The organism is Aquimarina sp. Aq107 (assembly GCF_943733665.1).
Classification (GTDB): Bacteria; Bacteroidota; Bacteroidia; order Flavobacteriales; family Flavobacteriaceae; genus Aquimarina.
Genome location: NZ_OX030782.1, coordinates 4598781 through 4625624, shown reverse-complemented (window position 1 = coordinate 4625624; position 26844 = coordinate 4598781). Strand labels below are relative to the sequence as shown.

The window sequence follows — 26844 nt, the reverse complement described above, 5'->3', positions numbered from 1 at the left end:
AGGTTTATTTGGTGAGTTCCTTGTACAACTAAACACAATATAAAAACGCATGAAAGGATTTTTTAGCAATTTTAAAGGTGATGCTTTTGGTGGATTAACTTCTGGTATCGTAGCGTTACCATTGGCTTTGGCTTTTGGAGTATCTTCTGGATTAGGGCCAACTGCAGGATTATATGGTGCTATTTTTATAAGTTTTTTTGCAGCTTTATTCGGAGGGACTAGTACCCAGATTTCTGGGCCTACTGCTCCAATGACAGCTGTAAGTATGGTTGTAATTGCTGGAATTATTGCCGCCAATGATGGGAGTGTAGAAAAAGCACTACCTGCTATTCTAACGATCTTTTTATTATGTGGACTGATACAAATTTTATTAGGAGCTATAGGAGTTGGAAAGTATATCAAATATATTCCTTATCCCGTTGTTTCTGGTTTTATGACTGCTATTGGTGTTATCATATTACTTACTCAGATATTACCATCCGTAGGATATTATCCTAAAGAAGACGATGCATTTGTTTCTAAATTTAAGCCAGAAGCACAAGAAGTAATTCTAAAAAATATTCTTAAAGAAGAGGCGGGCAAAGGTGTTTTGGTGTTAGAGGATTTTAAACAAACAATTACTAAGGCAGAAACAATTTCTGAAGCAGATATTTTAAAAGAATCCCAAACACTCGCAGGAAAAGAAGCATCTGGAGCTTATGGAGCAATTAAAGTGCTTCCTCGAGCTTTAAAGCATATCAATTGGCTAGAATTGTTACTTGCACTAGGGACTATTATTATAATTTATGGTTTTAAACGGATTACTAAAGCTGTTCCAAGTACATTGGTCGCATTGGTTGTAATGTCTGGGATTGCCTACGGATTTGGGCTGGATTATCGCCCTATAAAAGAAATCCCAAGTGGTTTACCCATACCAAGATGGGAGATATTTACTGGATTTAGTTTAAGCAGTATAACTCCCTATTTATTTACAGCGTTTACACTTGCCCTTTTGGGTGCTATTGATTCTTTGTTGACTAGTGTTATTGCGGATAATATGACTAAAACGAGGCACAAGCCAAACAAAGAATTAGTTGGTCAAGGAATTGGTAATAGTATAGCGGCTTTATTTGGAGGTATACCAGGAGCTGGAGCGACTATTAGAACCGTTGTTAATATCAATGCTGGAGGTAAGACTAAATTATCTGGTATGATTGCAGGATTGATTTTGTTTGTCGTTATGCTTGGATTGGCACCAGTTGCATCAAAAATACCTGCAGCTGTTCTTGCTGGGATTTTAATAACAGTTGGTATTGGTGTAATGGACTACAAAGGATTAAAAGCCGTGCCAAGTATGCCTAAGGATATTAAATTAGGACCTATTAGACTTAGTTCTGAAGTGTTAATAATGTTGATTGTATTGGTATTATCTACATTTTGGAATTTAGTGTATGCTGTTGGTATTGGATTAGTAATTGCTTGTTTGATGTTTATGAAAAAAATCGGTGATTTAACCGCAGAAAGATCGGATGTTAAGCCGCTTAAAGAAGAAGCATGGAGTGATGAGAAAAATTTCCCAGACCAACTTAAAGAGGAAGTATTTATTAAGCACCTTAAAGGACCTTTATTTTTTGGTTCTACGAGTGATTTTCAGAATTTAGCAGCTCAAATTCCCGATACTTCTAAAGTAGTTGTAGTTCGATTAGCCAAAATGCAGTATATGGATCAATCTGGATTATATACTATGGAAGAAATCATTTTAGGATTACAAGAAAAAGGAATTAAAGTATTATTCGTGGGACTTCCTAAACAGCCTAGATATATGATGGAGCATATAGATATTATTCCTGATTTAGTACCTGAAAACTATATATTTGAGGATTTTAATTCTTGCTTAGAATATATTGAGCATAATGTAAAAAACATAGCTTAAGTAAATAATTTAAGCTTCTTGGTCTTCTTCTTTAGTAGTATCTCTAAGGATATTTGGTAATACAGTGGGGGCTATTTTTTTTACAGGAGCATAAAGAATGGAAGAATCTAATGTTTCTTGTTTAATTAGATTTAGTGATCGATTAGCTGCGTCTACAAATATTATTATCACACTTGCTATAAAGGCAAATTTTAATACTCCAAATGCTGCACCTAAAAGTTTGTTTAGGATACCTAATGAGGCAAAATCTGCAATCTTTGTCAATAGTTTTCCTGCTAAAGATATTAAGATTACAACGCCAATAAATGTAATAGCAAACGCAGTTAATTTAAGAGCTCCATCACCCCAGTTTACGTATTTTTCTAGATAACCTCCTATCAAGTGTGAGAAATGTACAGAGATATAAATCCCTGCTACTAATGCAACTAAAGAAGCAAGAGAAACAAATAACCCTTTGCTAAACCCTTTGATTAATCCCCATAATAGTAAAATACCTAAGATGATATCGATATAATTCATTGATAGCTTTGTTTAGACTAATATAATGTTTTAAATCAAAATCGAGTTATTTATGCAGTTAGACTTAAATAATTTGTTAAGATTAGAATAGTATTAGAGCTTTAAGTTTTCTCAAAAAATGATGGTTGGTCTTTTAGTTAAGCGTTATTTTTGTAGCGCTTAATTTTTTAATTAGTATTTATAAAAGGCGAGGAAAATTAGATTATGACCAGAGATGAGAAATTAAAGGAAAGATGGAAAGAATTGGTAATGAAGTTATCTAATCAGTTTGCTGATGGAGATGAATTAGATTTGGATGCAATTATCTATTTGATTGGAGTGCAAGAATTAGGTCAGGTTCATCGCAAATTTAAAAAAGATGAAAAATTAGATTTGATGCATATTGCAATTTGCAGATTGCTAGAACCATACGGTTATTATGAGTTCGACTATTTTGACGAAGAAGGATGGCCACATTATATTGTAAAAGAACAACTTCCTAATCTTAAAGCAGGAGAACAATCGATTTTGATGAAAGAAGCAATTGTGAATTATTTTGTTACAAGTCAATATATTCTTTAGTTTGACGATGTAACTTTTTTAATTATCTATTAAAATATGTAATAATCGCTATTAATGAGACTTAATAAAAAAGGAACCTTATAAGGCTCCTTTTTTTATAGTTAAGTTTTTAATTGTGTAATTATCTTCTCATTGCATACCAAGAGGCCGAAGGAAGATTGCTAATCAATTCTTTTAATCCTTTCATATCTATAATCAGAATTCCAAAAAATAACTTTTTCATATCCGGCAATTTTTAAATTAAATATTACATGACTAACTTTTAGTCATTACCATTGATTCAAAATTATTGGTTAAGGAGTTTTTTTGGGAAGTTTAGGCCAAGAAACTGTTGCTTCTACAGGCACTAAAAACTTTACTTAAAAATAAGTAATATCATAAGCATTATCAAGATTTTTAACGAGCTTTAACGTATGTTATAGTTCTGTTTATATATAAGAATCAGATTTAAATAATTATGTAGTTTAACAAGCAATTGAACAAAAAAACAAAAATTCAGCTCTTAAATATAACTTCTATTATATTTTGGGCACTATTTATTGTATTTCTGTTTAAATTTGTCCTCTATATAAGAAAAAGATCATGATCGATAAGATTAAAGAATATATCTCAGAAGTTGAGGAGTTTTCTGCGAAGACCAAAGAAGAAATTGAAACATTTAGAATAAAGTTTTCAGGCAAAAAAGGACTTGTAAATGACTTTTTTGCAGAATTCAGGAATATTGCCAATGATCAGAAGAAAGAATTTGGTCAAGCAATCAATGCACTAAAAGTAGCAGCAGAAGAGAAAGTAAGATCATTAAAAGATGAGTTAGAATCTAAGGAAGAAGAAAAGGGTTCCTATGGAGATCTAACTCGCCCTTCTGAACCTATTTCTTTGGGATCTAGACATCCAATTTCTTTAGTAAAAAATCAAATTATAGATATTTTTTCTCGTATAGGGTTTAATGTCAGTGAAGGTCCAGAAATAGAGGATGATTGGCATAATTTTACAGCACTTAACTTACCAGAATATCATCCAGCGCGTGATATGCAAGATACTTTCTTTATACAAACGGATCCGGATATCTTATTGCGTACGCATACTTCTTCCGTACAGGTAAGATATATGGAAGAGAATAAACCTCCAATAAGAACAATTTCTCCAGGAAGAGTTTATAGAAATGAAGCGATATCTGCTAGATCACATTGCTTTTTTCATCAGGTAGAAGGTTTATATATCGATAAAGATGTTTCTTTTGCAGATCTAAAGCAAACGTTGCAGTATTTTACAACTGAAATGTTTGGTAAATCTAAGATTAGGTTGCGTCCTTCATATTTTCCATTCACAGAACCAAGTGCTGAGGTGGATGTATATTGGGGATTAGAAACCGAAACAGATTATAAAATGACCAAAGGAACAGGTTGGTTAGAGATAATGGGTTGTGGAATGGTTGACCCTAATGTATTAAAGAATTGTAATATTGATCCTGAAGAGTATAGCGGATTTGCTTTTGGTATGGGAATCGATCGAATTGCCTTACTATTATATGGAATCTCTGATATACGTATGTTAAGTGAAAATGATGTACGTTTCTTAGAACAATTTAAGTCCGCATTATAGATTGAGAAAGGATATAGAAATACCATTAGTAAAAAATGTTTACATAGCCATTGTGAAAGAGTGGAATGATGAATTTGGAGGCGACGATTGGAATTCTTACATTATTAATGATAGAGATACCCCTATAGAGATGGTATTTGTGGTGACAAAAGGGTATGATGCCCAGAAAAAAACATCTTTACTTAGACACGGTATTGGAACCGTGAATGCCAAATCATCGGCTAAAATAGAAATGATTCAGGAAGAATTGTTTTCAATGAATAACGAATTTGCTGTTTCCTTCTTTTCAGATGGAAAATTGTATGATAAGAAATACATCTTCAGAAAAAACACAATAAACGAACGTGCCTTTCGGGATCTTCCTGTTATGGAACAACGAGGTGTATTAGTATCATAAACTTAAGGTTTTGCCATTATTAGTTATTTAACTTATTAAAAAACAGTTAAATAACCCTCATATTGTTTCTAAATTGATAATACTTTAGCGTTATATTCCCCTACAATAATTGGAATGCCAACATCCAATTGTCGTGGGTTTTTTTATTCTAATCTTAAAACCAAATAATATGAAAAAAGTATTTTTTTTAGCGGTAATAGTACTATCAAGCATGTTCTTTTCCTGCGAAAAAGGAAGCGTAGAGGAAACAAATGAAAATGTAACAGTTGATCTTATTGATAATGAAACAGATGTTCAGGGTAAATGGGGCATTGTTTGGAGATGCTATTACATTTTCGAAAGAGGGCTTAACTTTCGAGGTAATTGCTACTCACAATTTAATGGAGTTTGTGGTGTAAAGAGAATATGTATCCCTATCATCGTGGATCCTTGTTGGATTGTGCCTTGTTGGATAGATATTTTTGATCCTTGGATAATTTATGAAAAGATAGATCCAAGAGATTTTCTTTCTTTTAGAGACAAACTAGAATTAGATATTGATCCACGAGAAACTGCTATGCCATTTGCATTAAACGAAGAAATAGCAGGATTACAATTTTATCAAGAGGAAGGTTTGTTTAAAGATAATGTGTTTACAGTAAAAGATTCATTAATCTTAGATGCAGAGACTTCTAAAGAATTGGGGTTACACGGTAATGTGGTAAAAGCTGGGGAATACCCTGTAATTCATAATAAAGAGAATGGAACTTATAATGTTATTTTAGCAGTAGAAAAAGGTTTCGAACGCTAATATATCAATTGATATTGTTGGCGAATAAATATGGCTGTTTAAATCATAGTTTTAAACAGCCATATTCTTAATTATTCTGCAGTAGAAAACTACTCTTTTATCTCAAAAACTATGGGTAAAGAATATAGAACGCTTACTGGTTTTCCATCTTTCATACCAGGTGTCATTTTAGGTAACGTATTTATGACGCGCAGAGTTTCTTCTTCTAATCTTTTGTGTGGACCTCTAGACTGAATGTCTTCGATTTCTCCGTTTTTATTTATTTTAAATCTTGCATATATTCTTAATCGTCCGTTAAGTCCTATTTCATTGCCAATTTTAGTGTCAAACTCTTTGCCAATATGTTGTGATATTTTCTCCGAAAAGCACTTTTTGGCATCTTCTCCGGTTAAGTGGGTACAATCAGGATGAATAGGAACAACATCTGCTTTTATAAATGGCACGCCCTCTATTTCTTCTTTTTGAGTAATTTTGGGTGTTAATTTCGTAATAGTTTGAATTAAGTTTTGAAAAACTTCCATCTTTTCAGATTTTAATTGATCCTCAGAGATGTTTCCCATGTCTTGCATAAGAATAGAAAACAGTTTTTGGCTATCTTCTGAGTAAGTTCCTTCGCTATTTATTTTGCTTAATAATGACTCGGCTCTTTGTGTAAGCGTAGTTAATGGTACTTCTTTATTTTCTATTGTACGTGAATCTTCCGAACAAGAACTATAGATAAGCATTGAACTGATGATCGGGATAATAAGTAAGTACTTTAATAGATAAACTTTTTTTGATTTTGATTTTTGTAACATAACAAGTCTTTTTTTGATTAAAGAATGATTGAAAAATGTATTTATAAATGAAATTTTTTCTGTCTGAAAAACCTGAGATAATAGATCTTGGTAATAGTCCTTTTTATTGGTTTCGACTATTGCTTCAGAATCAGCGATGTATTCTTGGAGTGTAGCTATTCTATTCTGGTAGATATATATTAATGGATTAAACCAGAGTATAATTCGTAAAATCTCGAAGAAAATTAAATCTAGTGAATGATATTCTCTTACATGTATTTTTTCATGTATAATAATATTACTTTTTTTAACTTCAGAAAGATCATTACCTATGTATATTGTGTTGAAAAATGAAAATGCAGTATCGGTGTTGGGTAATGAAACTAGGGTAATATTTTTAGTATGTACTTTTTTTCCAGAACGCCTTAGTCTGGATATTTTGTATACTTTAAAAAGAAGTAGAAATACGCTAATTGTAATTCCTATATACCATAAATACCCGATAATTGGTATTAATGAAAAATAGTTTGGTAGTTGATTTTCTGATCCAATTACAATTTCGGGTAATAGATGAATTTGCATAGGTGAGTCGGTAATAAGTACTTCTGGTAACTGTATACTATAGGCTGTAGGTATAAATTGTCTTATAAAATCTAACTGAATTAAAGGCAATAAAAAACTAAGAATAGGGGTAATTATTAGATATGCACGATTCCAATTAAAAAATGTTTCCTTCTTAAGAAATAGATCATAGGTTACTAGAAATAGTAGTTGGAATGCTATGATTTGTAGTATATAATGTATCATATTATTCTTCTTCTTTGTTAATTTCTCTCATAGCTTCTTCCATTTCTGCGATACTGATATCATTTTTTTTCATGAAAAAAGATACCATACTTTTAAAAGAACCTTGAAAATAGCCATCGATTAACTTGTTAATACTTTGATTACTATATTCTGTTTTTTTAACTAGTGGAATGTAGATATGAATTCGTCCTTCTTTACGATAGTTAACAAAACCTTTATCTTCTAGTATTCTTACGATTGTAGAAACAGTATTGTAGGCTGGTTTAGGTTCTGGTAATTCATCTAGTATGGATAGAACACTCCCTTCATTTAAATTCCATAGAATTTTCATAATATCTTCTTCAGCTTTTGTTAATTGTTTCATTCTATATCTTTTTAATTTTTGAAACTAATAGTTTAGTTTGAGAACGCTAATGTAAACTAAATATTTAGTTTGAACTAATATTTTAGTTTTAATTTTGTTTTGTATGCGAACAATTACTGAATTTATAGTATTAATAGGGTAAAAGAACAAGCTAAATCTGTAGTCTGTCGATTAAAATGTGATTGCGTAGTTAAATTAAGAATCTTGCGATTTAACCTTTTACGCTATTAAAATGAGAATACTAGAATTTGTTTTGTTGATTGTCGTTACAATTCTGCCATTTATAAAAAGGCAGTTGTTAAAGAAATTTGCAAAGAAATATTTGATATTTATTGTGTCCTTTATTGCATTATTACATTTAGTTATAGATGGGTGGCGCTGGCAAATGTTTCTTGTGTACTTACTTTTTGTAATCACGTTATGGCGGATTTATAGGATTAATATTGAAGAGAATCCAAGACCTACATTTATTCGAATTTTTGGATATGCAATAGTCTTGTTTACGATTGTATCGATGTGGTTTTTACCAATGCTATTAGCAGTTTTTTCTCTGCCAGAACCTACAGGAAACTATGAAGTAGGGAGCAAGTGGATACATATAAAAACAAACCAGGATGAACATATTACACGAGATTCTTCGGATAAAAGAGAATTGATGATTAAGGTTTGGTATCCAACTAATGATATTTCAGGGATTAGAAGAGAACCATATGTTGATGAGGCTAACCGAATAGGTTTTATAAATAAATACAGCTTGGGAATTTTACCTCCTTTTACCATAAACTATCTGGATCGGATTAAAACTCATGTGTATCCAGATGCTCCAATTTCAAAGGAGACATTTCCTGTTTTAATCTTTTCTCCTGGATATGGCTCTATGTCAACCGGGTATTATGCACTATTGACAGAAATTGCAAGTCAGGGATATATCATAGTAAATGTTACTCATACCTATGAGAGTCTGGGAGCTACTTTTCCTAATGGAGAAAAAAGGTTTTTCGATTACATATATCAATCTAAGGGAGACGCTACATCAATGGATCATATTATGTCAATAAAACACGCATTTGAAAAAGGTGTTTCATTTGACCAACGGCATAAGATAATAAGAGAGGCTTCTAAAGATTATTTTGTAACAAAGATTGTAGATAGGTGGTCTAATGATTTGATTTCGGTTTTGAATATATTGGATGATTATAATGATAAAGGATTCTTTCAAAACAGAATGGATTTGAATAAAATTGGGATTTTCGGACATTCTAGAGGAGGTGGAGCAGCTGGGCATGCGATGCTAAAAGATACTAGAATTAAAGCTGCTGTTAATATAGATGGAGTGCAGTGGGGACAAATAATGGATACCGTTTTTCAGAAACCATTTCTTTTTATATCGGCAGATTGGCCAGCAGAACATGAGGATATAAATTCTCATGCATACATAAATAAAAGTACTGATTACTTTTATGAAACTAAGTTATTAAAATCAGGGCATCCTAATTTTATGGATATACCTTTAATGATTCCAATAGAATCTATTGCGGGTACAGGATCTATAGATGCTAAATTGGGGTTAAAAATAACCAATGAATTAGTAGTAGAGTTTTTTGATAAACATATTAAGAATGATCCGAATGCGGATGTATTGAAGTTAAAAAGCAAGTATGAATTACTCGAAATGAATATCTATAAAGGAGATTCTATTAAATAGAAATAAAAAAGTGCAGATTAATTGTTACTAATCTGCACTTTTTTGTCTTAGGATAATTAAACTCTTCTAACGTATTAATATCCTACTTTTTCTCTCACTCTAGAAAGTACCTTATTGGCAACTTCAGAAGCTTTTTCAGCACCGATAGCTAAAGCTTTATCAACTTCTTCTAGATTTTCCATATAGTATGTGTAGCGTTTACGTTCTTCAGAGAATTTGTCAATTAAAAGTTCGTATAAAGCTTGTTTAGCGTGACCATATCCATAATTACCGCCTAAGTAATTTGCACGCATTTCTGATAGCTGTTCTTTATTGGCTATTAGTTGATATATTGCAAATACATTACAAGTATCTGGGTCTTTAGGTTCTTCTAAAGGTGTGCTATCGGTTTTGATAGACATGACATCTTTTCGTAATTTTTTATCTGGTAAAAACAAATTGATTGTATTACCTTTTGATTTACTCATTTTTGCACCATCTGTTCCTGGCACGTACATAGTTTCTTTTTGGAATTGTGCCTTTGGTAATACAAAAAGTTCTCCAACCTGATTATGTATGCGTTCCGCTACATTTCGAGTCATTTCTATATGTTGTTCCTGATCTTTTCCAACAGGTACAATATCTGCATCATACAATAATATATCTGCTGCCATTAACATAGGATAAGTAAATAGACCTGCGTTAACATCTTCTAATCGATCTGCTTTGTCTTTAAAGGAATGAGCTAAGGTTAATCTTTGGTATGGAAAGAAACAACTTAAGTACCAAGATAATTCTGTTACTTGTGGTATATCACTCTGACGATAAAATACAGTTTTTCCTATATCTAAACCAAATGCCAGCCAGGTAGCAGCAGTAGAGTAGGTGTTCTCTCGTAGCATTTTAGCATCTTTAATCTGAGTAAGAGAATGCATGTCTGCAATAAATAAGAAAGAATCATTCTCTGGCTGATTAGCCATATGAATTGCAGGAATGATCGCTCCTAATAAGTTTCCTAAATGAGGTGTTCCTGTACTCTGGACTCCGGTTAGAATTCTTGCCATAGTAATTTTTAGTTTCCGGCAAAGGTAATTTTTTTGTTCAGATACCTCAAACCAATTGTGTATTTTTGCGCCTATGGTTGTCCTTAGGAATATATTAATTCTTCTTTGGCGTATTTGGTTTTATATAATGATGGGAGTTCCTATCATTATCCTGTTTCCTATTCTTTTAATACTAACTTCTAGAGAACAATGGTACGCTCAGTTTTTTGTTGTGGCTAGATTTTGGGCTAAAATAGTTTTGTATGGAAGTGGGTTTATACCTAGAGTAAAACAAGAAACAGAAATAGATCCGCAAAGAAGTTACATGTTTGTAGCGAATCACACTTCTATGGCAGATATAATGTTAATGTTATATTGTGTAAAGAATCCTTTTGTTTTTGTAGGAAAAAAAGAATTAGCAAAAATTCCAATATTCGGTTTTTTCTATAAGAGGACTTGCATTCTTGTAGATAGAAGTAGTCAAAAAAGTAGAAAAGAAGTTTTTGATCGTGCTCAAGCTAGATTGCACGATGGAACAAGTATTTGTATTTTCCCAGAAGGTGGTGTGCCTGATGATGAATCCGTCTTATTAGATGTATTTAAGGATGGCGCTTTTAGATTGGCAATTGATCATCAAATTCCTATTCTTCCTTTGACTTTTTTAGATAATAAAAAAAGATTTTCATACACTTTCTTTAGCGGAAGTCCAGGTAAGATGAGGGCTTATGTTCATAAGGAAATTGTAACGAATGGATTAACTCAGGAAAATAAAAGAGAGCTAAATATAACAACACGAAATGTTATTTTGGATAAATTGAAGTCTAATACATTATAAAAAAACAAAAGCTGCTTCTCCCCAGAAACAGCTTTGTCATCATTGCTTCCCTATAGCAATAATTCAACCTAACCAACTAAAATAACCTAAAACACATTTAGTTATTTTCTTTCTCATTATTTTTTAAAATCTAAAACTTACTCCAGTATATACACCAAAATAATATGGTTTAAAATTATCAGCGCTATTATTAAAACCATTAAATTGATATTTAAAGATAGGCTCCATATTAATTTTAAACTTATCGGATAACTTATAATCAAATCCTATACCAATATTACCGCTAAAACTAATATCATTGACAGTTTGCTCTCTACTCACATTTTCGTTTCTAAAACTACCGGCAATAATAGATACTTCATCATCTTCCAGAAATAATGTGCTAACTCCACCAATCATATGAATTCCAATCTTGGAGCTTGTAAGTGCATATTTAAGTTCTAAAGGAACTTCTATGTATCCAATGCTATGATTGAGCAGGCCAGGATTTTGAGATTTCACCAAAATTTCGCTATTCACATCTCCTGGAGGAGGAGCTAAGCTAACAGATCCGTTTTGATAATCAGAGACAACAATACTTTGTGTATTGCTTATTCCATTTTCTCTGCTTAACGAAGCAATTCCGAAACCAACATCTTCTGTATTATACCCAACATCAACCTTACTTACACCAGATCTTATAATTAATTTTTTATTTATAGCATATGCGACTTGTATTCCATAACTAAGATTCACTTCTCCTTGTTTATTATTATCAGAGAATTGAGAATCTATAGAAGAGCCCCCAAAAGAGTCATAATAAACAGGAGCGATATTAGGCGCGATATTCCATCGTTTAGTCATTTTATCTTCTGCTGTAGCGATTACGGCTTCTTTGTCTTCTTTTTCTTTTATAGCGTCAAAAATAGATTTTTTACCACTGTCTGAGTTTTGATTTATTGCTTCTTCTGATACCATTTTTCTATTTTTGGTGCTCTCCGAATTAGTTGCAATACTTTCTTTTGTGTTTTTTATTAAATCCTCCGAATCTTTAAAGTCGGTGTTATCTTTAATCTCAATACTTTGTTGTTTTTTATTGCCTGTTGATAGTATGTTTTCTGCAATGGTATTTTCAGTATTAGTTTCTTTAAATACAGAAGTCTTTTTGTTAGTGTTTTCCTGTGGAGTATCTGTTTTCTGTAGATCAGTTATTGCATCCGTGTTTGTTATCTTTTGTTTATCAGTTGTCTGATTTTTTTTGAGGTAATCGTTATTGATATTATTGATTTCCTTTTTTGTTTCATTGATGCTCGTTATGCTTTCAGTGTCGTTTTTATTTACGGAAGGGTTTTTAAAAGAATTAGTTGTAAAATCAATTTTACCTTCTGATTTGCTCGATGAAGTTTTTTTATTATTATCATCAATTAAAGAGTTTTCAGTAATGGCTTGGTTGGTTGTTTTGTCATTTTCCGAAGTTCCATCATTGAATTCAAATTCATTATTATCTGAAGCGTTAACAAGTGCATCATTGGAGTTTTTGGAATCTAAATTTTTGTCTTCGGAAGACAAAGGTTTTACGTCATTTTGTTCTTCTTCAGTTTCAGTACTAACAATGGTGTCTTCTATAGGGTTTTCTGTAAAAAACACGGATCCAACTGATAGAATAATTGCTAGTAAGGCTGCAACACCAGCAATACGATACCAAAATGGTATAAAAATTATTCGTTTTCGATCTTTATTTTTTCGAGCTTGAATTTTTTCCCAAACATCATCATTGGGAGACACTTCAAAATCTTTGAATTTCTCCTGAAATAATCTGTCTATATTTTTTTTATCATTCATCTTCATCCTTCAATTGATTGAACGCGATGTTCTTGATTGGTTTCTATTTTTTCTTTTAAAATATTTCTGGCTCTCGCCAAATTGGATTTAGAAGTACCTGTAGAAATATCTAGCATCTCAGCTATCTCCTTATGAGAATAACCATCTAACACATATAGATTGAATACTAATCTATATCTATCCGGTAGTTGCTGGATAATTTCTAATAGATAATCTAATGAAATGGTATCTTCATCGATTTCTACTTCTACCTCTTCTATCTGTTCTTCTCCAATAATTTCAAAAACTTTTTGTTTACGATATTTTTGTAAAGCAGTATTTACAGTAATTCTCTTTATCCATCCTTCAAAAGAACCTTTACCACGATATTGCTCTATCTTATCAAAAATTGTAATAAAAGCGTCTTGCAAGGTGTCTTCGGCATTAACGTAACTGTTAGAATATTTAAGACAGATAGAAAATAGTTTACTGCCGTATAGTCTATACAGTTGTTCTTGTGCCTTGGCATCTTGTTTTTTACACTTTTTTATGAGTTGGTCTAAACTCACTAATAGTTTTTATTTTGATTAACAGAATATATATAATGTCTATTCCACAACGGGAATTTCCATAACTAAAAATTGATTTTCGCCTTGATCATTTCTACCTTGCCAAAACCTAAAAACATATGAGTCTTCGAAACCAACTAAAAAATTGAAGGAAACATTGACTAAATCTGTTTGTTCTAGATTTTCACAAATTCGATCATTAACTACTACATTTACCACAGAGACAGTACGTTCATTGGATAATCTATCATAATCAAACCCACTAAAAGAATGACAGTCAGAAGGTCTAAAATAAGAAACTGTAATTTCATAAGTCTCACCTCTAATAAATTGATCGGGAATACTCACTTCTTCAATTGGAACCAATTCATAAGAAAAATTGATCCCTGCATCATCATCATTCAAACAGCTGGATAAGCAAATTGTAAAAATGAATAGTGCTACTATTTTTATATTTTTCATACCACTAATTTTGGGGTTACATACCAAATACTATTATATAGATGTTTGTAAATAGATAAGGTTGCGTTTCGATGATGTTTTTTAATAAGAATACTTTTTAAAAGTATTCTTATTGGATAAAACTAAGATATAAGGTATAAAAAAATCCCGGATGTCCGGGATTTTTTTATATAATGCTATTGTATGTTATTCATTTACAATCTTGATAGCTTCTTTGATTTTTTCCTCCAGTTCTTCCATAAGTTCCGGATTATCGTTTAATAGGTTCTTTACAGCATCTCTACCTTGTCCTAGTTTTGTGTCTTGATAACTAAACCAAGAACCACTCTTTTTGACAATTTCATAATCAACACCGATGTCAATAATTTCACCAGTTTTAGAAATTCCCATACCATACATAATATCGAACTCCGCAGTTCTAAATGGTGGAGCAACTTTATTTTTTACAACTTTTACTCGGGTTTTATTTCCTTGTACAGCACTATTACTATCTTTAATCTGAGTAGACCTACGTATGTCTAATCTAACTGAAGCATAGAATTTAAGAGCATTACCACCCGTAGTAGTCTCAGGATTACCAAACATTACTCCGATTTTTTCACGAAGCTGGTTGATAAAGATAACTGTACAGTTAGTCTTACTAATTGAACTTGTTAGTTTTCTTAAGGCCTGAGACATTAATCTTGCATGAAGCCCCATTTTAGAATCTCCCATTTCTCCTTCAATCTCACTTTTAGGAGTTAATGCAGCTACTGAGTCAATAACTATGATATCAATTGCTCCCGAACGTATTAAATTATCAGCAATTTCTAATGCCTGCTCACCATGATCTGGTTGAGAGATAATTAAATTGTCTATGTCTACACCTAGTTTTTCTGCATAAAAACGATCAAATGCGTGTTCTGCATCTATAAAAGCAGCAATTCCACCTCCTTTTTGAGCCTGTGCAATTGCGTGTAATGTTAAGGTTGTTTTACCAGAAGATTCAGGTCCAAATATCTCTATTACTCTACCTCTTGGATAACCTCCAACTCCTAGAGCTAAATCTAATCCAAGTGATCCTGTCGATATAACTTCTACCTCCTGAACTGCATCGTCCCCCATCTTCATTACGGTACCTTTCCCGTATGCTTTGTCTAGCTTGTCTAAAGTTAGTTTTAACGCTTTTAATTTTGCATCTTTTTCTTTTTCAGTACTCATGCGCTCACTTTCTTTTGTTATTGATAATGGCTAAAATACTACAAGTTTTTTGCATACACATTTTAAAAATTGTACTTATCTAACTAATTTATTAACAATGATTATTCATTCAATAAAATGGGATTTTGATATTTTTTTAATTCGCAACGCAACCCTTTTTATTTTTCTGCATCTACATAGAAAGCAAAACTAGAACAAACAGTGAAGAAGGAGGATGTAGATGAAATTTCTTAAAAGAGTCGTAAGACATAACCTTGTTGGGTGTACGATTACTTCTATTAGTAATTGTATAGTAGAAGGTGGCTAGCTTCGTTATTTAATTTTTAGTCGTTTTAGATTAAGTAAATTAATTAAATAACGAATTAGCCCAAAAAATGCCTTGAAGTGGTTTTCAAGGCATTTTTTATTCCTATATGATACAATCCTTGTATATTAAACCATGATTTGTACTTTTGCAGAAATTAAAATAAATTCTTTTTAACTTAAAAAATTAGTATAGCATGCAACTGTACAACAAATTAAGTGCAAAAGAGAGAGCTGCCCTTATTGATGAGGCAGGTACTGATCGTCTTACACTCTCTTTTTATAAATACGCACATATCGGAAATACTGAGATTTTCAGAAATCACCTTTTTATACATTGGGATGAACTAGATGTTTTAGGAAGAATCTATGTCGCTACAGAAGGAATTAATGGTCAGTTATCCGTTCCTGCTCCAAATTTTGAAGCCTTTAAAAAACACTTAGATAGTATCTCTTTCTTAGAAAATGTTCGATTGAATATTGCAAGAGAGCAGGATATCAAATCTTTCTTAAAATTGAAAGTAAAGATTCGTAAAAAAATTGTGGCAGATGGTTTAAATGATGAAACTTTTGATGTTACTAATAAAGGAGTTCATGTAGATGCAGACAAGTTTAATCAGTTGATTGAAGATCCTGATACAGTCTTAGTTGATATGCGTAATCATTATGAAAGTGAAATAGGACATTTTAAAGGTGCAATAACTCCAGATGTAGATACATTTAGAGATTCTTTAGATATAATTGAAGAAGATTTAAAAAATCATAAAGAAGATAAAAAATTGGTAATGTATTGTACTGGCGGGATTAGATGCGAGAAAGCTAGTGCATATTATAAGCATAAAGGTTTTAAAAACGTATTCCAGTTAGAAGGTGGGATTATAGAATATGCTAGACAGGTAGAAGAGAAAGGGTTAGAGAACAAATATCTTGGTAAAAATTTTGTATTTGATCACCGAAGATCCGAAAGAATCTCTGATGATGTGATTTCTAACTGTCATCAATGCGGAAAACCTTGTGATACCCACGTTAATTGTGAGAATGAAGCTTGCCATCTTTTATTTATTCAATGTGAAGATTGTGCAGCAAAAATGGATAGTTGTTGTTCTGTAGAATGTCAAGAGATTAACAGCTTGCCTTATGAAGAACAAAAAGCATTGAGAAAAGGTAAAGGAAATAGTAATAAAATCTTTAAAAAAGGACGTTCAGAAGTACTGAAATATAAGCAATAATACTAAAATGATTTAGATACTATGGTTTTAACAGAAATCATAGTATCTTTATCGATTAAGATGTCGGATGTATTGAGCATCTGATCTGAGTAAGAATCATATTTGTTATGACTAGTCATAGACAAATTTCAATATAGCAAGAGAATATGGGGTGTAGTAGTTGTTCCTCCGGGAAAGACGGACAACCAAAAGGATGTAAGAATAATGGTACATGTGGTACAGATGGTTGCAATAAGTTAACTGTTTTTGATTGGTTATCTAATATGTCACTGCCAGGTGGTGTAGCACCTTTTCATTGTGTAGAAGTTCGTTTTAAAAACGGAAGAAAAAGTTTTTTCAAGAACATAGAAAATCTTTCTTTGAGTATTGGGGATATTGTAGCTACGGAGGCTTCTCCCGGACATGATGTAGGTATTGTTACACTTACGGGGGAGTTGGTACGTATTCAAATGAAAAAGAAGAAGGTTGATATCGATAGCGAAGATGTTAGGAAGATATATCGAAAAGCATCTCAGAAAGATATCGATATATGGCAAAAGGCTAGAGATCGCGAACAAGCTATACAAGTAAGATCAAGAGAAATTGCAATTCGTCTAAAGTTGCAGATGAAAATTTCGGATATTGAGTTTCAGGGTGATGGTTCTAAATGTACTTTTTATTACACTGCAGAGGAACGTGTAGATTTTAGACAATTAATTAAAGAATTCGCTCAAGAGTTTAGTACCAGAATAGAGATGCGTCAAATAGGTTTTAGACAAGAGGCCGCGCGATTGGGTGGTATAGGTTCTTGTGGACGCGAATTATGTTGTTCTACTTGGCTTACAGATTTTAGATCTGTAAATACGAGTGCTGCTCGTTATCAGCAATTATCTTTAAATCCTCAGAAATTAGCTGGTCAGTGTGGAAAATTAAAGTGTTGTCTTAATTATGAATTAGACGCCTACATTGATGCTTTAAATGAATTCCCTAAAACAGAGATAAAACTACAAACAGAAAAGGGTACTGCAGTATGTCAGAAAATAGATATTTTTAAAGGTTATTTGTGGTATGCCTATGAAGGAGAATGGATGAATTGGCATAAAATCTCTGCTGATCATGCAAATGAGATTATTGATGCAAATAAGAAGAAAGAAAAGGTAGCGAGCCTTGAAGATTTTGCTTCAGAATTAATTGAAGATACTAAAGTAGATTTTGAGAACGTTGTAGGACAAGATAGTTTAACACGTTTTGATCAACCAAAAAGAAGCAGAAGGAGAAATAAAAACAGAAATAGAAATAAAAAGAAGGTCGCAGCAGAAAATAATAAACCGACTCCTCAAAAATCAAAAACAAATACTTCTGAGAACAAAAATTCGAATAAGAAAAAAAATAACCAACGTAATAATAGGAAACGTAAACCACAGCAACGCAAGAATAATGATAAATCTTAGGTTCTTAACTTTGCTTTTTCTTTTTATAGTGTTGTCTTCTTGTGATGACACCCGTGTTTTTGATGAATATAAAACGGTGTCCAGTTCGTGGGAAAAAGATGAAAAAGTCACATTTGATTTACCGGTCTTAGATTCATTACAAACCTATGATTTGTTTATTAATCTTAGGAATACGAATGACTATAGATATAGTAATATTTTTTTGATTAGTGAAATGGAGTTTCCCAATGGGAAGATAGTTACGGATACTTTAGAATATGATATGGCAGCATCAAATGGAGAATGGCTTGGTACTGGTTTTTCAGATGTAAAAGAAAGTAAGTTGTGGTATAAAGAGAATGTAAATTTCAATGAAAATGGAATTTATAAAATTACACTTCAACACGCAATGAGAAAAAATGGAGAGACGTTTGGTATAAGTTCTCTTGAAGGAATTACAGATATTGGTTTTAGAATAGAATTTGCACAAAATCCTAAATAAAATGGCTAAAGCAACACCCAAATCGACTAGGAAAAAGTCAAAAACCTCAGAAATTAGTGTACTTAAATATATTAAGTGGTTTTGGATCACTTTTGCTTCAGGAATATTCTTAGTGATCCTAATTTTCTTATTTGCAAGTTGGGGGTATTTTGGAGAAATGCCTGGTTTTGATGATTTAGAAAACCCACAAAATGATTTAGCAACGCAGATTATTTCGTCTGACGGAAAGCAAATAGGAACTTTTTTTAAGGAAAATAGAACACCAGTAAGTTTCGAGGATTTATCTATTAACCTGGTAGATGCATTGGTAGCAACTGAGGATGTTAGATATTATGATCATTCGGGAATCGATGCTAGAGGAACCATTCGAGCTTTTGCTTTCTTAGGTAAAAAGGGAGGGGCAAGTACAATTACCCAGCAATTGGCAAAATTACTTTTTACAGGAACGAGATCCAAAGGTTGGCAACGGTATACTCAAAAAATAAAGGAATGGGTAATTGCTGCAAGATTAGAAAGACAGTATACCAAAGATGAGATCATGGCTATGTATCTTAATAAGTATGATTTCTTAAATCAAGCAATTGGAGTAAGTTCTGCTTCACGGATTTATTTTAATAAAACACCAAAGGAACTTAAAAAAGAAGAAGCTGCTGTATTAGTTGGTATGCTTAAGAATTCGTCGCTCTTTAATCCTTTAAGAAGACCAGAATTAGTAAAAAATAGAAGAGATGTGGTTTTATCTCAGATGGCAAAATATGAGTATATAACTACTAAGGAAAAAGATAGCTTACAACAATTACCTTTAAACCTTGATTATGCTCCAGAAGGACATTCTGACGGAATTGCTACCTATTTTAGAGAATATGTAAGAAGTTGGATGGGTAACTGGGTTAAAAAGAATCCAAAAGGAGAAGATGAAGAAGGGAATGCTCAATTTTATAATATTTATAGAGACGGATTACGAATTAATGTAACCATTGATTCTAGAATGCAAAAATATGCAGAAGAAGCTGTTCAAGAACACATGTCTAACTTGCAAAAAGAGTTTGATAAACAAGAGCTTAAGAATAAAACAGCACCATTTAGAGATCTTAGTAAACAAGAAGTAAATGGAATTATAAAAAGAGCTATTCGTAGTTCTGCTCGAAGAAAGAAAATGTTATCTCAAAATAAAAGTGAGGAGGAAATTTTAAAATCTTTTGATGTTAAGACAGAGATGAAAATATTTTCTTGGAAAGGGTATATTGATACAATTATGACTCCTAGAGATTCAATTTTGTACTATAAGAGTTTTCTAAGATCAGGTATGATGTCGATGGAGCCTCAAACGGGTCAGGTTAAAGCTTGGGTTGGAGGTGTCGATATAAAACACTTCCAATATGATCATGTGTATCAAGGAGCACGTCAGGTAGGTTCTACTTTTAAACCTTTTGTGTATGCGACAGCAATTGATCAACTTAAATTATCTCCGTGTGATACATTACCTATGTCACAGATTACAATTCCTGCAGGATCGCATGGTGTGATGGAAGATTGGACACCAAAAAACAGTGACGCAAAATATATAGGTTATCTTAGTCTTAAGGAAGCTCTTGCAAAGTCAGTAAACACAATTTCTGCACGTTTGATGGATCGAATTGGGCCAGAACCTATAGTAAGACTCGCTAAAAAATCTGGTGTTGAATCTGAGATTATAGAAGTTGCTTCTATTGCATTAGGTTCAGTAGATCTTAAACTGTCTGAGATGGTTGGTGCATATGGTACTTTTGCTAATGAGGGGATTTATAATAAACCTGTTATGATCACTAGTATTGAGGATAAAAATGGAACTACTTTATATCAATTTGAACCAGAAACTAGAGATGTTATTAGTAAAGAAGCAGCTTATGTAACGCTAAACTTATTAGAAGGAGTAACGCAGTCAGGATCTGGAGCTCGCCTTAGATCTGGACCTTCTAATAGATACGATTTAAAGAATGTAGTAACAGGGTATCCTTATCAATTTACAAATCCAATTGCAGGTAAAACTGGTACAACACAGAATCAAAGTGATGGTTGGTTTATGGGTATAGTTCCTAATTTGTGTACTGGTGTTTGGGTTGGTGCGGATGATCGTGCTACGCATTTTAATTCCACAAGATATGGTCAAGGAGCTACAATGGCATTACCAATTTGGGCTTTGTATATGAGGAAGTGTTATGAGGACAAAACACTTAAAGTGTCGAAAGCAGCCTTTAAAAAGCCAGAAAATTTAACAATAGAGGTAGATTGTAAAGAGTTTAAGAAAAACATTAAAATAGAAGATCCAATAGAAGATGAGTTTGGTCTTTAGGTAAACAAATCCATTAGTAATAAAATGGAGAAATCTCATTCTAAAATAACGACAAGTAAAAAAATATCGTTTTCTGACAAACGGAGGTATATTAAATATTTCTGGGTTAGTTTTATTGTAGCAGTTATTACTGTCCCTTTTTTGTTTCTTTTGGCTAGTTGGGGTGTTTTAGGGGAGATGCCGACTTTTGAGGATTTAGAGAATCCTAGAAATGATCTTGCTTCTCAGATTATTTCTTCTGATGGTGTTCAGTTAGGAACTATTTTTAAACCCAATGAAAATAGGACTCCAATAAAATATGATGATTTACCAAAACATTTAGTAGATGCATTGATTGCTACAGAAGATGTCCGTTTTTATGGACATTCTGGTGTTGATCCAAGAGGCACATTTAGGGCTTTTGCGTCTTTAGGAAGCAAAGGAGGAGCAAGTACAATTACACAACAACTAGCAAGGTTACTGTTTATTGGTCTTAGATCAAAAAAATTAGATAAGTACACTCAAAAGATTAGAGAGTGGGTAATAGCGGCACGTTTAGAACGACAGTATACTAAGAATGAAATTATTGTAATGTATCTAAATAAATATGATTTTGCTAGACAAGCAATAGGTATTGGATCTGCTTCAAGAATTTATTTTAATAAAGAACTTAAAAACCTCAAAATAGAAGAGTCAGCCGTATTAATAGGTATGCTTAAAAGCGCAACCATATATAATCCAAAAACGAGATTAGAAAATGCAATTGATAGAAGAAATATAGTATTAAGCCAAATGGCCAAATATGGATATTTGACAAATAAAGAAAAAGATAGTTTACAGCAGTTGTCAATAGAACTTGATTATAGACCTGAAGGATATGCAGAAGGTACTGCAACTTATTTTAGGAGAGAAGTGAAACAATTTGTAGAGGATTGGATAAAACATAATCCTATTGGTGAGAATGAAAATGGAGAGTTAGAATATCATAATATATACGAGGATGGTCTTAAAATTTATGTTACTGTAAATTCCAGAATGCAAAAATACGCTGAGCTAGCTGTTAAGGAACATATGACCAATCTTCAAAAAGAATTTGATAAGCAAGAAAAAACAAATAACACAACTCCGTTTAGAGGGATTTCTAACGAACAAAAAGATAAAATTGTAAATAAAGCTATTAGAAATTCAGCTAGAAGAAAAATAATGAAGGATAATGGCAAAAGTGAAGATGAGATTCTTACTTCTTTCAATATTCCAACCAAGATGAGCATATTTTCTTGGGAAGGTGTAATTGACACCATTATGACACCAAGAGATTCAATTTTATATTATAAAAGGTTTTTGCACACTGGATTAATGTCGATGAACCCTCAAACTGGAGAGGTGAAAGCTTGGGTTGGAGGAATTAATAATAAGTATTTTAAGTATGATCATGTAAACCAGGGTACAAGACAGGTTGGTTCTACTTTTAAACCATTTGTATATGCTACCGCTGTAGACCAATTAAAGTATTCTCCTTGTTATAAAATACCAAGAGCTAAAATTACTATACCCGTAGGAAAACATGGAGTATCTGGCCAGGATTGGACACCAACAAATACAGACGGTAATTATATTGGATCAGTAACACTCAAGAATGGATTAGCAAAATCAATAAATACAGTTTCTGCAAGATTAATGGATAGAATAGGTCCAGAAACTGTGATTAATTTAACAAGAAAACTAGGAATTCAGTCAGAAATAAATGCTGTAGCTTCTATTGCGTTAGGAACAGAAAACATAAAGCTTTCTGAAATGGTTGGGGCGTATAGTGCGTTTGCAAATGAAGGAATATATATTAAACCTTTTATAGTTTCTCATATTAAAGATAAAAACGGAACCTTGCTGTATGATAATTTCCCAGAGCGCAAGGATGTTATTAGCAAAGAATCAGCATATATAACACTTAATTTGATGGAAGGTGTTACAGAAACTGGATCTGGTAGATCGTTAAGAACGGATGCTTCGAATCAATACCTTTATAAAAATGTTATTACTGGACACCCTTATAAGTTTGATAATCCAATAGCTGGTAAAACTGGAACTACTCAAAATAATAGTGATGGATGGTTTATGGGAATCGTTCCCAACCTTTGTACAGGAGTATGGGTAGGTGGAGATAGTAGATCAATACATTTTGAATCTATAACTTATGGAAGTGGTGCTTCTATGGCACTTCCAATATGGGCACTGTATATGAAAAAATGTTATCAGGATAGAAGTCTACAGGTGTCTAAATCTGAGTTTGTAAAACCTGTAAATCTATCTGTACAGTTAGATTGTGAAATCTATGAAACTAGAGATAAGGTACAAGACGAATTCCAATTTTAATTTCCCTTATAAAAATCAAATTATTTCTAAAACTATAAGTATTCAAACGTTTTAGTACTGTTTTTTTTGGTACTTTTAATCTGCTAAAAATTAAACACTATGATTCGTAAAACAGTGGCTGGAGTAGTTGAAGCTACAGAAGGAGTAAAAGATAATATGACCTTTATGTTAGGAGGTTTTGGTCTTTGTGGAATACCTGAAAATTCTATTGCAGAATTGGTAAAGAAAAATATTAAAGGATTAACCTGTATTTCTAATAACGCCGGTGTGGATGATTTTGGTTTAGGGCTTTTGTTACAGCAAAAGCAAATTAAGAAGATGGTTTCTTCTTATGTTGGAGAAAATGAAGAATTCGAACGCCAGATGTTAAGTGGAGAGCTAGAAGTGGAACTTATTCCTCAAGGTACATTAGCAGAAAGATGTAGAGCCGCGCAAGGTGGTTTTCCTGCATTCTATACACCTGCTGGTTATGGAACAGAGGTAGCAGAGGGAAAGGAAACTAGAGAGTTTAATGGTAAAATGTATATACTTGAAAAGGCTTTTGATGCGGATTTCGCTTTTGTAAAAGCCTGGAAAGGTGATGAAGCTGGTAATCTTATTTTTAAAGGAACTGCTAGAAATTTTAACCCTTGTATGTGTGGTGCTGCAAAAATTACGGTAGCCGAGGTGGAGGAATTAGTTCCTGCAGGTAGTCTTGATCCTGATCAAGTTCATATACCAGGAATTTTTGTTCAAAAAATATTCCAAGGTAATACTTATGAAAAAAGAATAGAACAACGTACTGTACGGAAGAGATAGGTTTTTTGCTTATTAAGTTATAGACATTTCAAATAAATTTTATAAGAAAACATATTATGCTAGATAAAAATGGAATAGCAAAACGTATCGCTAAGGAGTTGGAAGATGGATATTTTGTGAATCTAGGAATTGGAATTCCTACATTAGTTGCTAATTACATACCAGAGGGTATAGAAGTGGAGTTTCAAAGTGAAAATGGAGTTTTGGGAATGGGACCTTTCCCATTTGAAGGAGAAGAAGATGCTGATATTATAAATGCTGGTAAACAAACTATTACGACAATGGCAGGAGCTTCCTTTTTTGATTCTGCAACTAGTTTCAATATGATACGTGGGCAGCACGTTGATTTAACTATTTTAGGAGCAATGGAAGTTGCTGAGAATGGAGATATTGCAAATTGGAAAATCCCTGGTAAAATGGTTAAGGGAATGGGTGGAGCAATGGATTTGGTGGCTAGTGCAGAGAATATTATAGTGGCAATGATGCATACGAATAGGGCAGGGGCTTCTAAGTTACTTAAAAAATGTTCCTTGCCTTTAACAGGGGTAAGTTGTGTTAAAAAAGTGGTAACCAATATGGCGGTTTTAGAAGTGACTGATGAGGGGTTTAAATTGTTAGAACGAGCTCCGGGTGTTAGTGTAGAAGATATACAAAATGCAACAGAGGGGAATCTAATAATTGAAGGAAATGTGCCAGAAATGATTTTGGATTGATTTAATCAGATACTATATAATTCTGAACGCTTATTAAATAATTACGAACGAATAATAAATCAAATAATAATACGTTATGTGTAAAAGAGGTTATAAAACAGTTAAAATGTAGGAATAAACCTACTTTGATACTGTTGTTTTTACTTACCTAAACCTTTGCTTTAACCTGTAAATTCTATAAAAATCTTAACAAATGTTAAAATTTTGTGTTTTTTGTCGATTTTAATGGCATTTAAACGTTATTTTGAAAAATAATTTGCATATTAGCATTCCCTATAAAGAAGTACAGTTTTTATTATTGTTCTCTTTTAAAATTTTAATTAAGTTTTAACCCTCACACATTGCCCTATTATGAAAAAGCGTATAAATCGTTTACAGAAATCAGTTAAACCTACAATCGAATTGATTTCTAACTGTATGTATTTAGCAAAGAAAGTATTTTTGTTTTAACAAAAAAGATAATTTTTGTTATGTGATTTTTTGTTGTTAATTAATCGCAACCTCCCCAAGTCGCGATGAATGACCTGTTAGCCTATAATGTTTAACAGGTTTTTTATTTTTAATTATTTGATTTCTGCGATGATTACGCCAAAATTACCATCTAATTGTTCCCATTTGGAAGATGGTAAATATGCTCGAGAAACAAAACCATCAAGATATAAAGCATTTTTACATCCTTTCTCTTTAAAATAACTAGCAAAATCGTAAAAATTGACCTTTTCTTTAGAGATTGCAAAAAGTAAATTTCCATTTGGTAGAATTCCAACTCCATTTCTAATATGAATATTAGGAGAACCTTGATTAAATTTAGAATGAATTTTTCCATTAATCAATAGCATTGGGCCAGACTGTGTTGCATAAGCGATATGATCAAGTTTTTTAATATTATTGGTAGGAATAATAATAGGTTTGTTATCCTTGTTTATATAAAACACGCCGTTTGGTTGTAGGTAGAAGTTTCCGTAACCCTTGTCAAGAGTGTCTGTCTCGGATTTTACCACTCCGTTTTCATTGTATAATCCTTGTGGTGATAAATCTTTGTTGTACATACCTCCGTTCATAGCAAAAACTAACTCTTTATTCTCTTTTTGCAATGCTGATTTGAGATTTTGAAAGTTTCTAAAGTTTTTTCCATACTTATCTTTCCAATAAAACTTTAAACACTGATGTTTTAGGTCTATTTCATGACTTAAAAATTTATTCTCAATACTTGACTTATGAATTGGAATATATCCTGTGAGCGCGACGCTAAGTGCTATAAATAAAACAAGTGTGATGTTTTTCATAATTGTATCAATTTAGAGAATTCTTATACCAAAAATTTTTAGGAATTTATTTGATATTCATACAACATAAGATCCTCATCATCGTTTGGAATTTTGATCATTTTTATAAAAGTAAAGTCCAGTTTTTCTAATAACTTTTGTGAAGATGTGTTTTCTGGTATTGTAATAGCACTAATTTTTTTAATTCCAAATTTGCTAATTCCAATTTCTTTTATTTTAAATGAACTTTCATAGGCATACCCTTTTTTTTCGAATTCTGGTAAAAAAGCAAAACCGATATCTACGCCTTCAATACCATCTCTGTCATATAATCCGCAACAACCAATTTTTATATTATCAGATTTTCTAATTACTGTGTAATTTGAATACCCTAATCGCTCTAATTGAGGGGTCATTTTTTCTGTAATATAAGTTTCTGCGTCTTTAGTGGTCTTTACATTACGATCTCCGATGTTTTGAAGCCATTTAGGACTATTTAGAAGTTTTAGGTAGAAATCAGCATCTTCTATAGTTGCAGCGCGTAATTTAAGTCTGTCAGTTTCGTAATATTTCATGATTGATTAAAATCAGCTAGTTATGAATTACAAGTATACAAAAAGCCC

24 protein-coding genes are annotated in these 26844 nt (G+C 32.3%); 14 read left to right on the top strand and 10 right to left on the bottom strand.

Annotated elements, in window-relative coordinates:
- The first annotated feature begins 49 nt into the window (after window positions 1-49).
- Window positions 50-1912, top strand: a complete 1863-nt coding sequence (locus tag NMK29_RS20040; RefSeq protein ID WP_108802782.1) for a SulP family inorganic anion transporter — start codon at window positions 50-52, stop codon at window positions 1910-1912.
- Window positions 1913-1921: 9 nt separating this feature from the next.
- Here NMK29_RS20040 and NMK29_RS20035 read toward each other — a convergent pair whose 3' ends face one another.
- Entirely contained in the window at window positions 1922-2431 is a 510-nt protein-coding gene (locus tag NMK29_RS20035) for a CvpA family protein (protein ID WP_108802783.1), read from the bottom strand.
- 204 nt (window positions 2432-2635) lie between these two features.
- Between NMK29_RS20035 and NMK29_RS20030 the strand changes: the two genes are divergently transcribed.
- From NMK29_RS20030 to NMK29_RS20015, 4 genes are all read left to right on the top strand, one after another.
- Window positions 2636-2992: a hypothetical protein gene (locus tag NMK29_RS20030; RefSeq protein ID WP_108802784.1), complete on the top strand. Its 357-nt coding sequence runs from the start codon at window positions 2636-2638 to the stop codon at window positions 2990-2992.
- A gap of 582 nt (window positions 2993-3574) precedes the next feature.
- The gene (gene pheS, locus NMK29_RS20025) at window positions 3575-4594 is read left to right on the top strand and encodes a phenylalanine--tRNA ligase subunit alpha (RefSeq protein WP_108802785.1); all 1020 of its coding nucleotides are present in this window, start codon (window positions 3575-3577) and stop codon (window positions 4592-4594) included.
- A gap of 1 nt (window position 4595) precedes the next feature.
- A complete protein-coding gene (locus tag NMK29_RS20020; protein WP_027394318.1) occupies window positions 4596-4991 on the top strand; it encodes a hypothetical protein in 396 nt (131 codons plus the stop codon).
- A 169-nt stretch (window positions 4992-5160) separates the two neighbouring features.
- Entirely contained in the window at window positions 5161-5781 is a 621-nt protein-coding gene (locus NMK29_RS20015; protein WP_108802786.1) for a hypothetical protein, read from the top strand.
- An 89-nt stretch (window positions 5782-5870) separates the two neighbouring features.
- On the opposite strand, the gene NMK29_RS20010 is transcribed toward NMK29_RS20015, so the two are convergent.
- Window positions 5871-7364 carry a M56 family metallopeptidase gene (locus NMK29_RS20010; protein WP_108802787.1) on the bottom strand — a complete coding sequence of 498 codons (1494 nt, stop codon included), beginning with the start codon at window positions 7362-7364 and terminating at the stop codon, window positions 5871-5873.
- A gap of 1 nt (window position 7365) precedes the next feature.
- On the bottom strand, window positions 7366-7728 hold the full coding sequence (locus tag NMK29_RS20005; RefSeq protein WP_027394314.1) for a BlaI/MecI/CopY family transcriptional regulator: 363 nt from the start codon (window positions 7726-7728) through the stop codon (window positions 7366-7368).
- A gap of 232 nt (window positions 7729-7960) precedes the next feature.
- On the opposite strand from NMK29_RS20005, the gene NMK29_RS20000 reads away from it, so the two are divergent.
- Window positions 7961-9433 (top strand): hypothetical protein, encoded by a 1473-nt coding sequence (locus NMK29_RS20000; protein ID WP_108802788.1) that lies wholly within the window; start codon window positions 7961-7963, stop codon window positions 9431-9433.
- A gap of 74 nt (window positions 9434-9507) precedes the next feature.
- Here NMK29_RS20000 and trpS read toward each other — a convergent pair whose 3' ends face one another.
- Window positions 9508-10476: a tryptophan--tRNA ligase gene (trpS, locus tag NMK29_RS19995; RefSeq protein WP_108802789.1), complete on the bottom strand. Its 969-nt coding sequence runs from the start codon at window positions 10474-10476 to the stop codon at window positions 9508-9510.
- Window positions 10477-10549: 73 nt separating this feature from the next.
- Here trpS and NMK29_RS19990 point away from each other — a divergent pair, with 73 nt between their 5' ends.
- Entirely contained in the window at window positions 10550-11290 is a 741-nt protein-coding gene (locus NMK29_RS19990) for a 1-acyl-sn-glycerol-3-phosphate acyltransferase (RefSeq protein WP_108802790.1), read from the top strand.
- A 123-nt stretch (window positions 11291-11413) separates the two neighbouring features.
- Here the strand turns inward: NMK29_RS19990 and NMK29_RS19985 are convergent, their stop codons facing one another.
- The 4 genes from NMK29_RS19985 to recA form a co-directional block, all read right to left on the bottom strand.
- Window positions 11414-13111 (bottom strand): hypothetical protein, encoded by a 1698-nt coding sequence (locus tag NMK29_RS19985; protein ID WP_159092164.1) that lies wholly within the window; start codon window positions 13109-13111, stop codon window positions 11414-11416.
- 2 nt (window positions 13112-13113) lie between these two features.
- On the bottom strand, window positions 13114-13659 hold the full coding sequence (locus tag NMK29_RS19980) for an RNA polymerase sigma factor (protein WP_108802792.1): 546 nt from the start codon (window positions 13657-13659) through the stop codon (window positions 13114-13116).
- A gap of 39 nt (window positions 13660-13698) precedes the next feature.
- Entirely contained in the window at window positions 13699-14121 is a 423-nt protein-coding gene (locus tag NMK29_RS19975) for a hypothetical protein (RefSeq protein WP_108802793.1), read from the bottom strand.
- A 186-nt stretch (window positions 14122-14307) separates the two neighbouring features.
- The gene (gene recA / locus NMK29_RS19970) at window positions 14308-15321 is read right to left on the bottom strand and encodes a recombinase RecA (protein WP_108802794.1); all 1014 of its coding nucleotides are present in this window, start codon (window positions 15319-15321) and stop codon (window positions 14308-14310) included.
- A gap of 500 nt (window positions 15322-15821) precedes the next feature.
- Between recA and NMK29_RS19965 the strand changes: the two genes are divergently transcribed.
- The 7 genes from NMK29_RS19965 to NMK29_RS19935 all read left to right on the top strand — a co-directional run bounded on the left by NMK29_RS19965 (window position 15822) and on the right by NMK29_RS19935 (window position 24956).
- Entirely contained in the window at window positions 15822-16853 is a 1032-nt protein-coding gene (locus NMK29_RS19965) for a rhodanese-related sulfurtransferase (RefSeq protein WP_108802795.1), read from the top strand.
- A 146-nt stretch (window positions 16854-16999) separates the two neighbouring features.
- Complete coding sequence (locus tag NMK29_RS19960) at window positions 17000-18283, top strand: regulatory iron-sulfur-containing complex subunit RicT (RefSeq protein ID WP_108802796.1); 1284 nt, start codon at window positions 17000-17002, stop codon at window positions 18281-18283.
- The gene (locus NMK29_RS19955; RefSeq protein ID WP_108802797.1) at window positions 18270-18764 is read left to right on the top strand and encodes a gliding motility lipoprotein GldH; all 495 of its coding nucleotides are present in this window, start codon (window positions 18270-18272) and stop codon (window positions 18762-18764) included. Before NMK29_RS19960 ends, NMK29_RS19955 begins: the two co-directional genes overlap by 14 nt.
- Before the next feature lies 1 nt (window position 18765).
- Window positions 18766-21096 (top strand): penicillin-binding protein 1A, encoded by a 2331-nt coding sequence (locus NMK29_RS19950; protein WP_108802798.1) that lies wholly within the window; start codon window positions 18766-18768, stop codon window positions 21094-21096.
- Between the two features lie 24 nt (window positions 21097-21120).
- On the top strand, window positions 21121-23445 hold the full coding sequence (locus tag NMK29_RS19945; protein ID WP_108802799.1) for a transglycosylase domain-containing protein: 2325 nt from the start codon (window positions 21121-21123) through the stop codon (window positions 23443-23445).
- Window positions 23446-23544: 99 nt separating this feature from the next.
- Window positions 23545-24243, top strand: a complete 699-nt coding sequence (locus NMK29_RS19940) for a CoA transferase subunit A (RefSeq protein ID WP_108802800.1) — start codon at window positions 23545-23547, stop codon at window positions 24241-24243.
- A gap of 56 nt (window positions 24244-24299) precedes the next feature.
- Window positions 24300-24956, top strand: a complete 657-nt coding sequence (locus NMK29_RS19935; RefSeq protein WP_108802801.1) for a CoA transferase subunit B — start codon at window positions 24300-24302, stop codon at window positions 24954-24956.
- A gap of 563 nt (window positions 24957-25519) precedes the next feature.
- Here NMK29_RS19935 and NMK29_RS19930 read toward each other — a convergent pair.
- Both NMK29_RS19930 and NMK29_RS19925 read right to left on the bottom strand, forming a co-directional pair.
- A complete protein-coding gene (locus tag NMK29_RS19930) occupies window positions 25520-26242 on the bottom strand; it encodes a phosphodiester glycosidase family protein (RefSeq protein ID WP_108802802.1) in 723 nt (240 codons plus the stop codon).
- A gap of 38 nt (window positions 26243-26280) precedes the next feature.
- On the bottom strand, window positions 26281-26796 hold the full coding sequence (locus tag NMK29_RS19925) for a GNAT family N-acetyltransferase (protein ID WP_108802803.1): 516 nt from the start codon (window positions 26794-26796) through the stop codon (window positions 26281-26283).
- Window positions 26797-26844 lie beyond the last annotated feature (48 nt).

What these genes read in the sequence shown, in the direction of transcription:
- recA (WP_108802794.1), bottom strand. Translation starts at nt 15,321, where the DNA reads ATGAGTACTGAAAAAGAAAAAGATGCAAAATTAAAAGCGTTAAAACTA.
- NMK29_RS19965 (WP_108802795.1), top strand. Translation starts at nt 15,822, where the DNA reads ATGCAACTGTACAACAAATTAAGTGCAAAAGAGAGAGCTGCCCTTATT.
- NMK29_RS20000 (WP_108802788.1), top strand. Translation starts at nt 7,961, where the DNA reads ATGAGAATACTAGAATTTGTTTTGTTGATTGTCGTTACAATTCTGCCA.
- NMK29_RS20035 (WP_108802783.1), bottom strand. Translation starts at nt 2,431, where the DNA reads ATGAATTATATCGATATCATCTTAGGTATTTTACTATTATGGGGATTA.
- NMK29_RS19945 (WP_108802799.1), top strand. Translation starts at nt 21,121, where the DNA reads ATGGAGAAATCTCATTCTAAAATAACGACAAGTAAAAAAATATCGTTT.
- trpS (WP_108802789.1), bottom strand. Translation starts at nt 10,476, where the DNA reads ATGGCAAGAATTCTAACCGGAGTCCAGAGTACAGGAACACCTCATTTA.
- NMK29_RS19985 (WP_159092164.1), bottom strand. Translation starts at nt 13,111, where the DNA reads ATGAATGATAAAAAAAATATAGACAGATTATTTCAGGAGAAATTCAAA.
- NMK29_RS19955 (WP_108802797.1), top strand. Translation starts at nt 18,270, where the DNA reads ATGATAAATCTTAGGTTCTTAACTTTGCTTTTTCTTTTTATAGTGTTG.
- NMK29_RS20015 (WP_108802786.1), top strand. Translation starts at nt 5,161, where the DNA reads ATGAAAAAAGTATTTTTTTTAGCGGTAATAGTACTATCAAGCATGTTC.
- NMK29_RS19960 (WP_108802796.1), top strand. Translation starts at nt 17,000, where the DNA reads ATGGGGTGTAGTAGTTGTTCCTCCGGGAAAGACGGACAACCAAAAGGA.
- NMK29_RS19975 (WP_108802793.1), bottom strand. Translation starts at nt 14,121, where the DNA reads ATGAAAAATATAAAAATAGTAGCACTATTCATTTTTACAATTTGCTTA.
- NMK29_RS20040 (WP_108802782.1), top strand. Translation starts at nt 50, where the DNA reads ATGAAAGGATTTTTTAGCAATTTTAAAGGTGATGCTTTTGGTGGATTA.
- NMK29_RS19990 (WP_108802790.1), top strand. Translation starts at nt 10,550, where the DNA reads ATGGTTGTCCTTAGGAATATATTAATTCTTCTTTGGCGTATTTGGTTT.
- NMK29_RS19925 (WP_108802803.1), bottom strand. Translation starts at nt 26,796, where the DNA reads ATGAAATATTACGAAACTGACAGACTTAAATTACGCGCTGCAACTATA.
- pheS (WP_108802785.1), top strand. Translation starts at nt 3,575, where the DNA reads ATGATCGATAAGATTAAAGAATATATCTCAGAAGTTGAGGAGTTTTCT.
- NMK29_RS19940 (WP_108802800.1), top strand. Translation starts at nt 23,545, where the DNA reads ATGATTCGTAAAACAGTGGCTGGAGTAGTTGAAGCTACAGAAGGAGTA.
- NMK29_RS20010 (WP_108802787.1), bottom strand. Translation starts at nt 7,364, where the DNA reads ATGATACATTATATACTACAAATCATAGCATTCCAACTACTATTTCTA.
- NMK29_RS20030 (WP_108802784.1), top strand. Translation starts at nt 2,636, where the DNA reads ATGACCAGAGATGAGAAATTAAAGGAAAGATGGAAAGAATTGGTAATG.
- NMK29_RS20005 (WP_027394314.1), bottom strand. Translation starts at nt 7,728, where the DNA reads ATGAAACAATTAACAAAAGCTGAAGAAGATATTATGAAAATTCTATGG.
- NMK29_RS19935 (WP_108802801.1), top strand. Translation starts at nt 24,300, where the DNA reads ATGCTAGATAAAAATGGAATAGCAAAACGTATCGCTAAGGAGTTGGAA.
- NMK29_RS19950 (WP_108802798.1), top strand. Translation starts at nt 18,766, where the DNA reads ATGGCTAAAGCAACACCCAAATCGACTAGGAAAAAGTCAAAAACCTCA.
- NMK29_RS19930 (WP_108802802.1), bottom strand. Translation starts at nt 26,242, where the DNA reads ATGAAAAACATCACACTTGTTTTATTTATAGCACTTAGCGTCGCGCTC.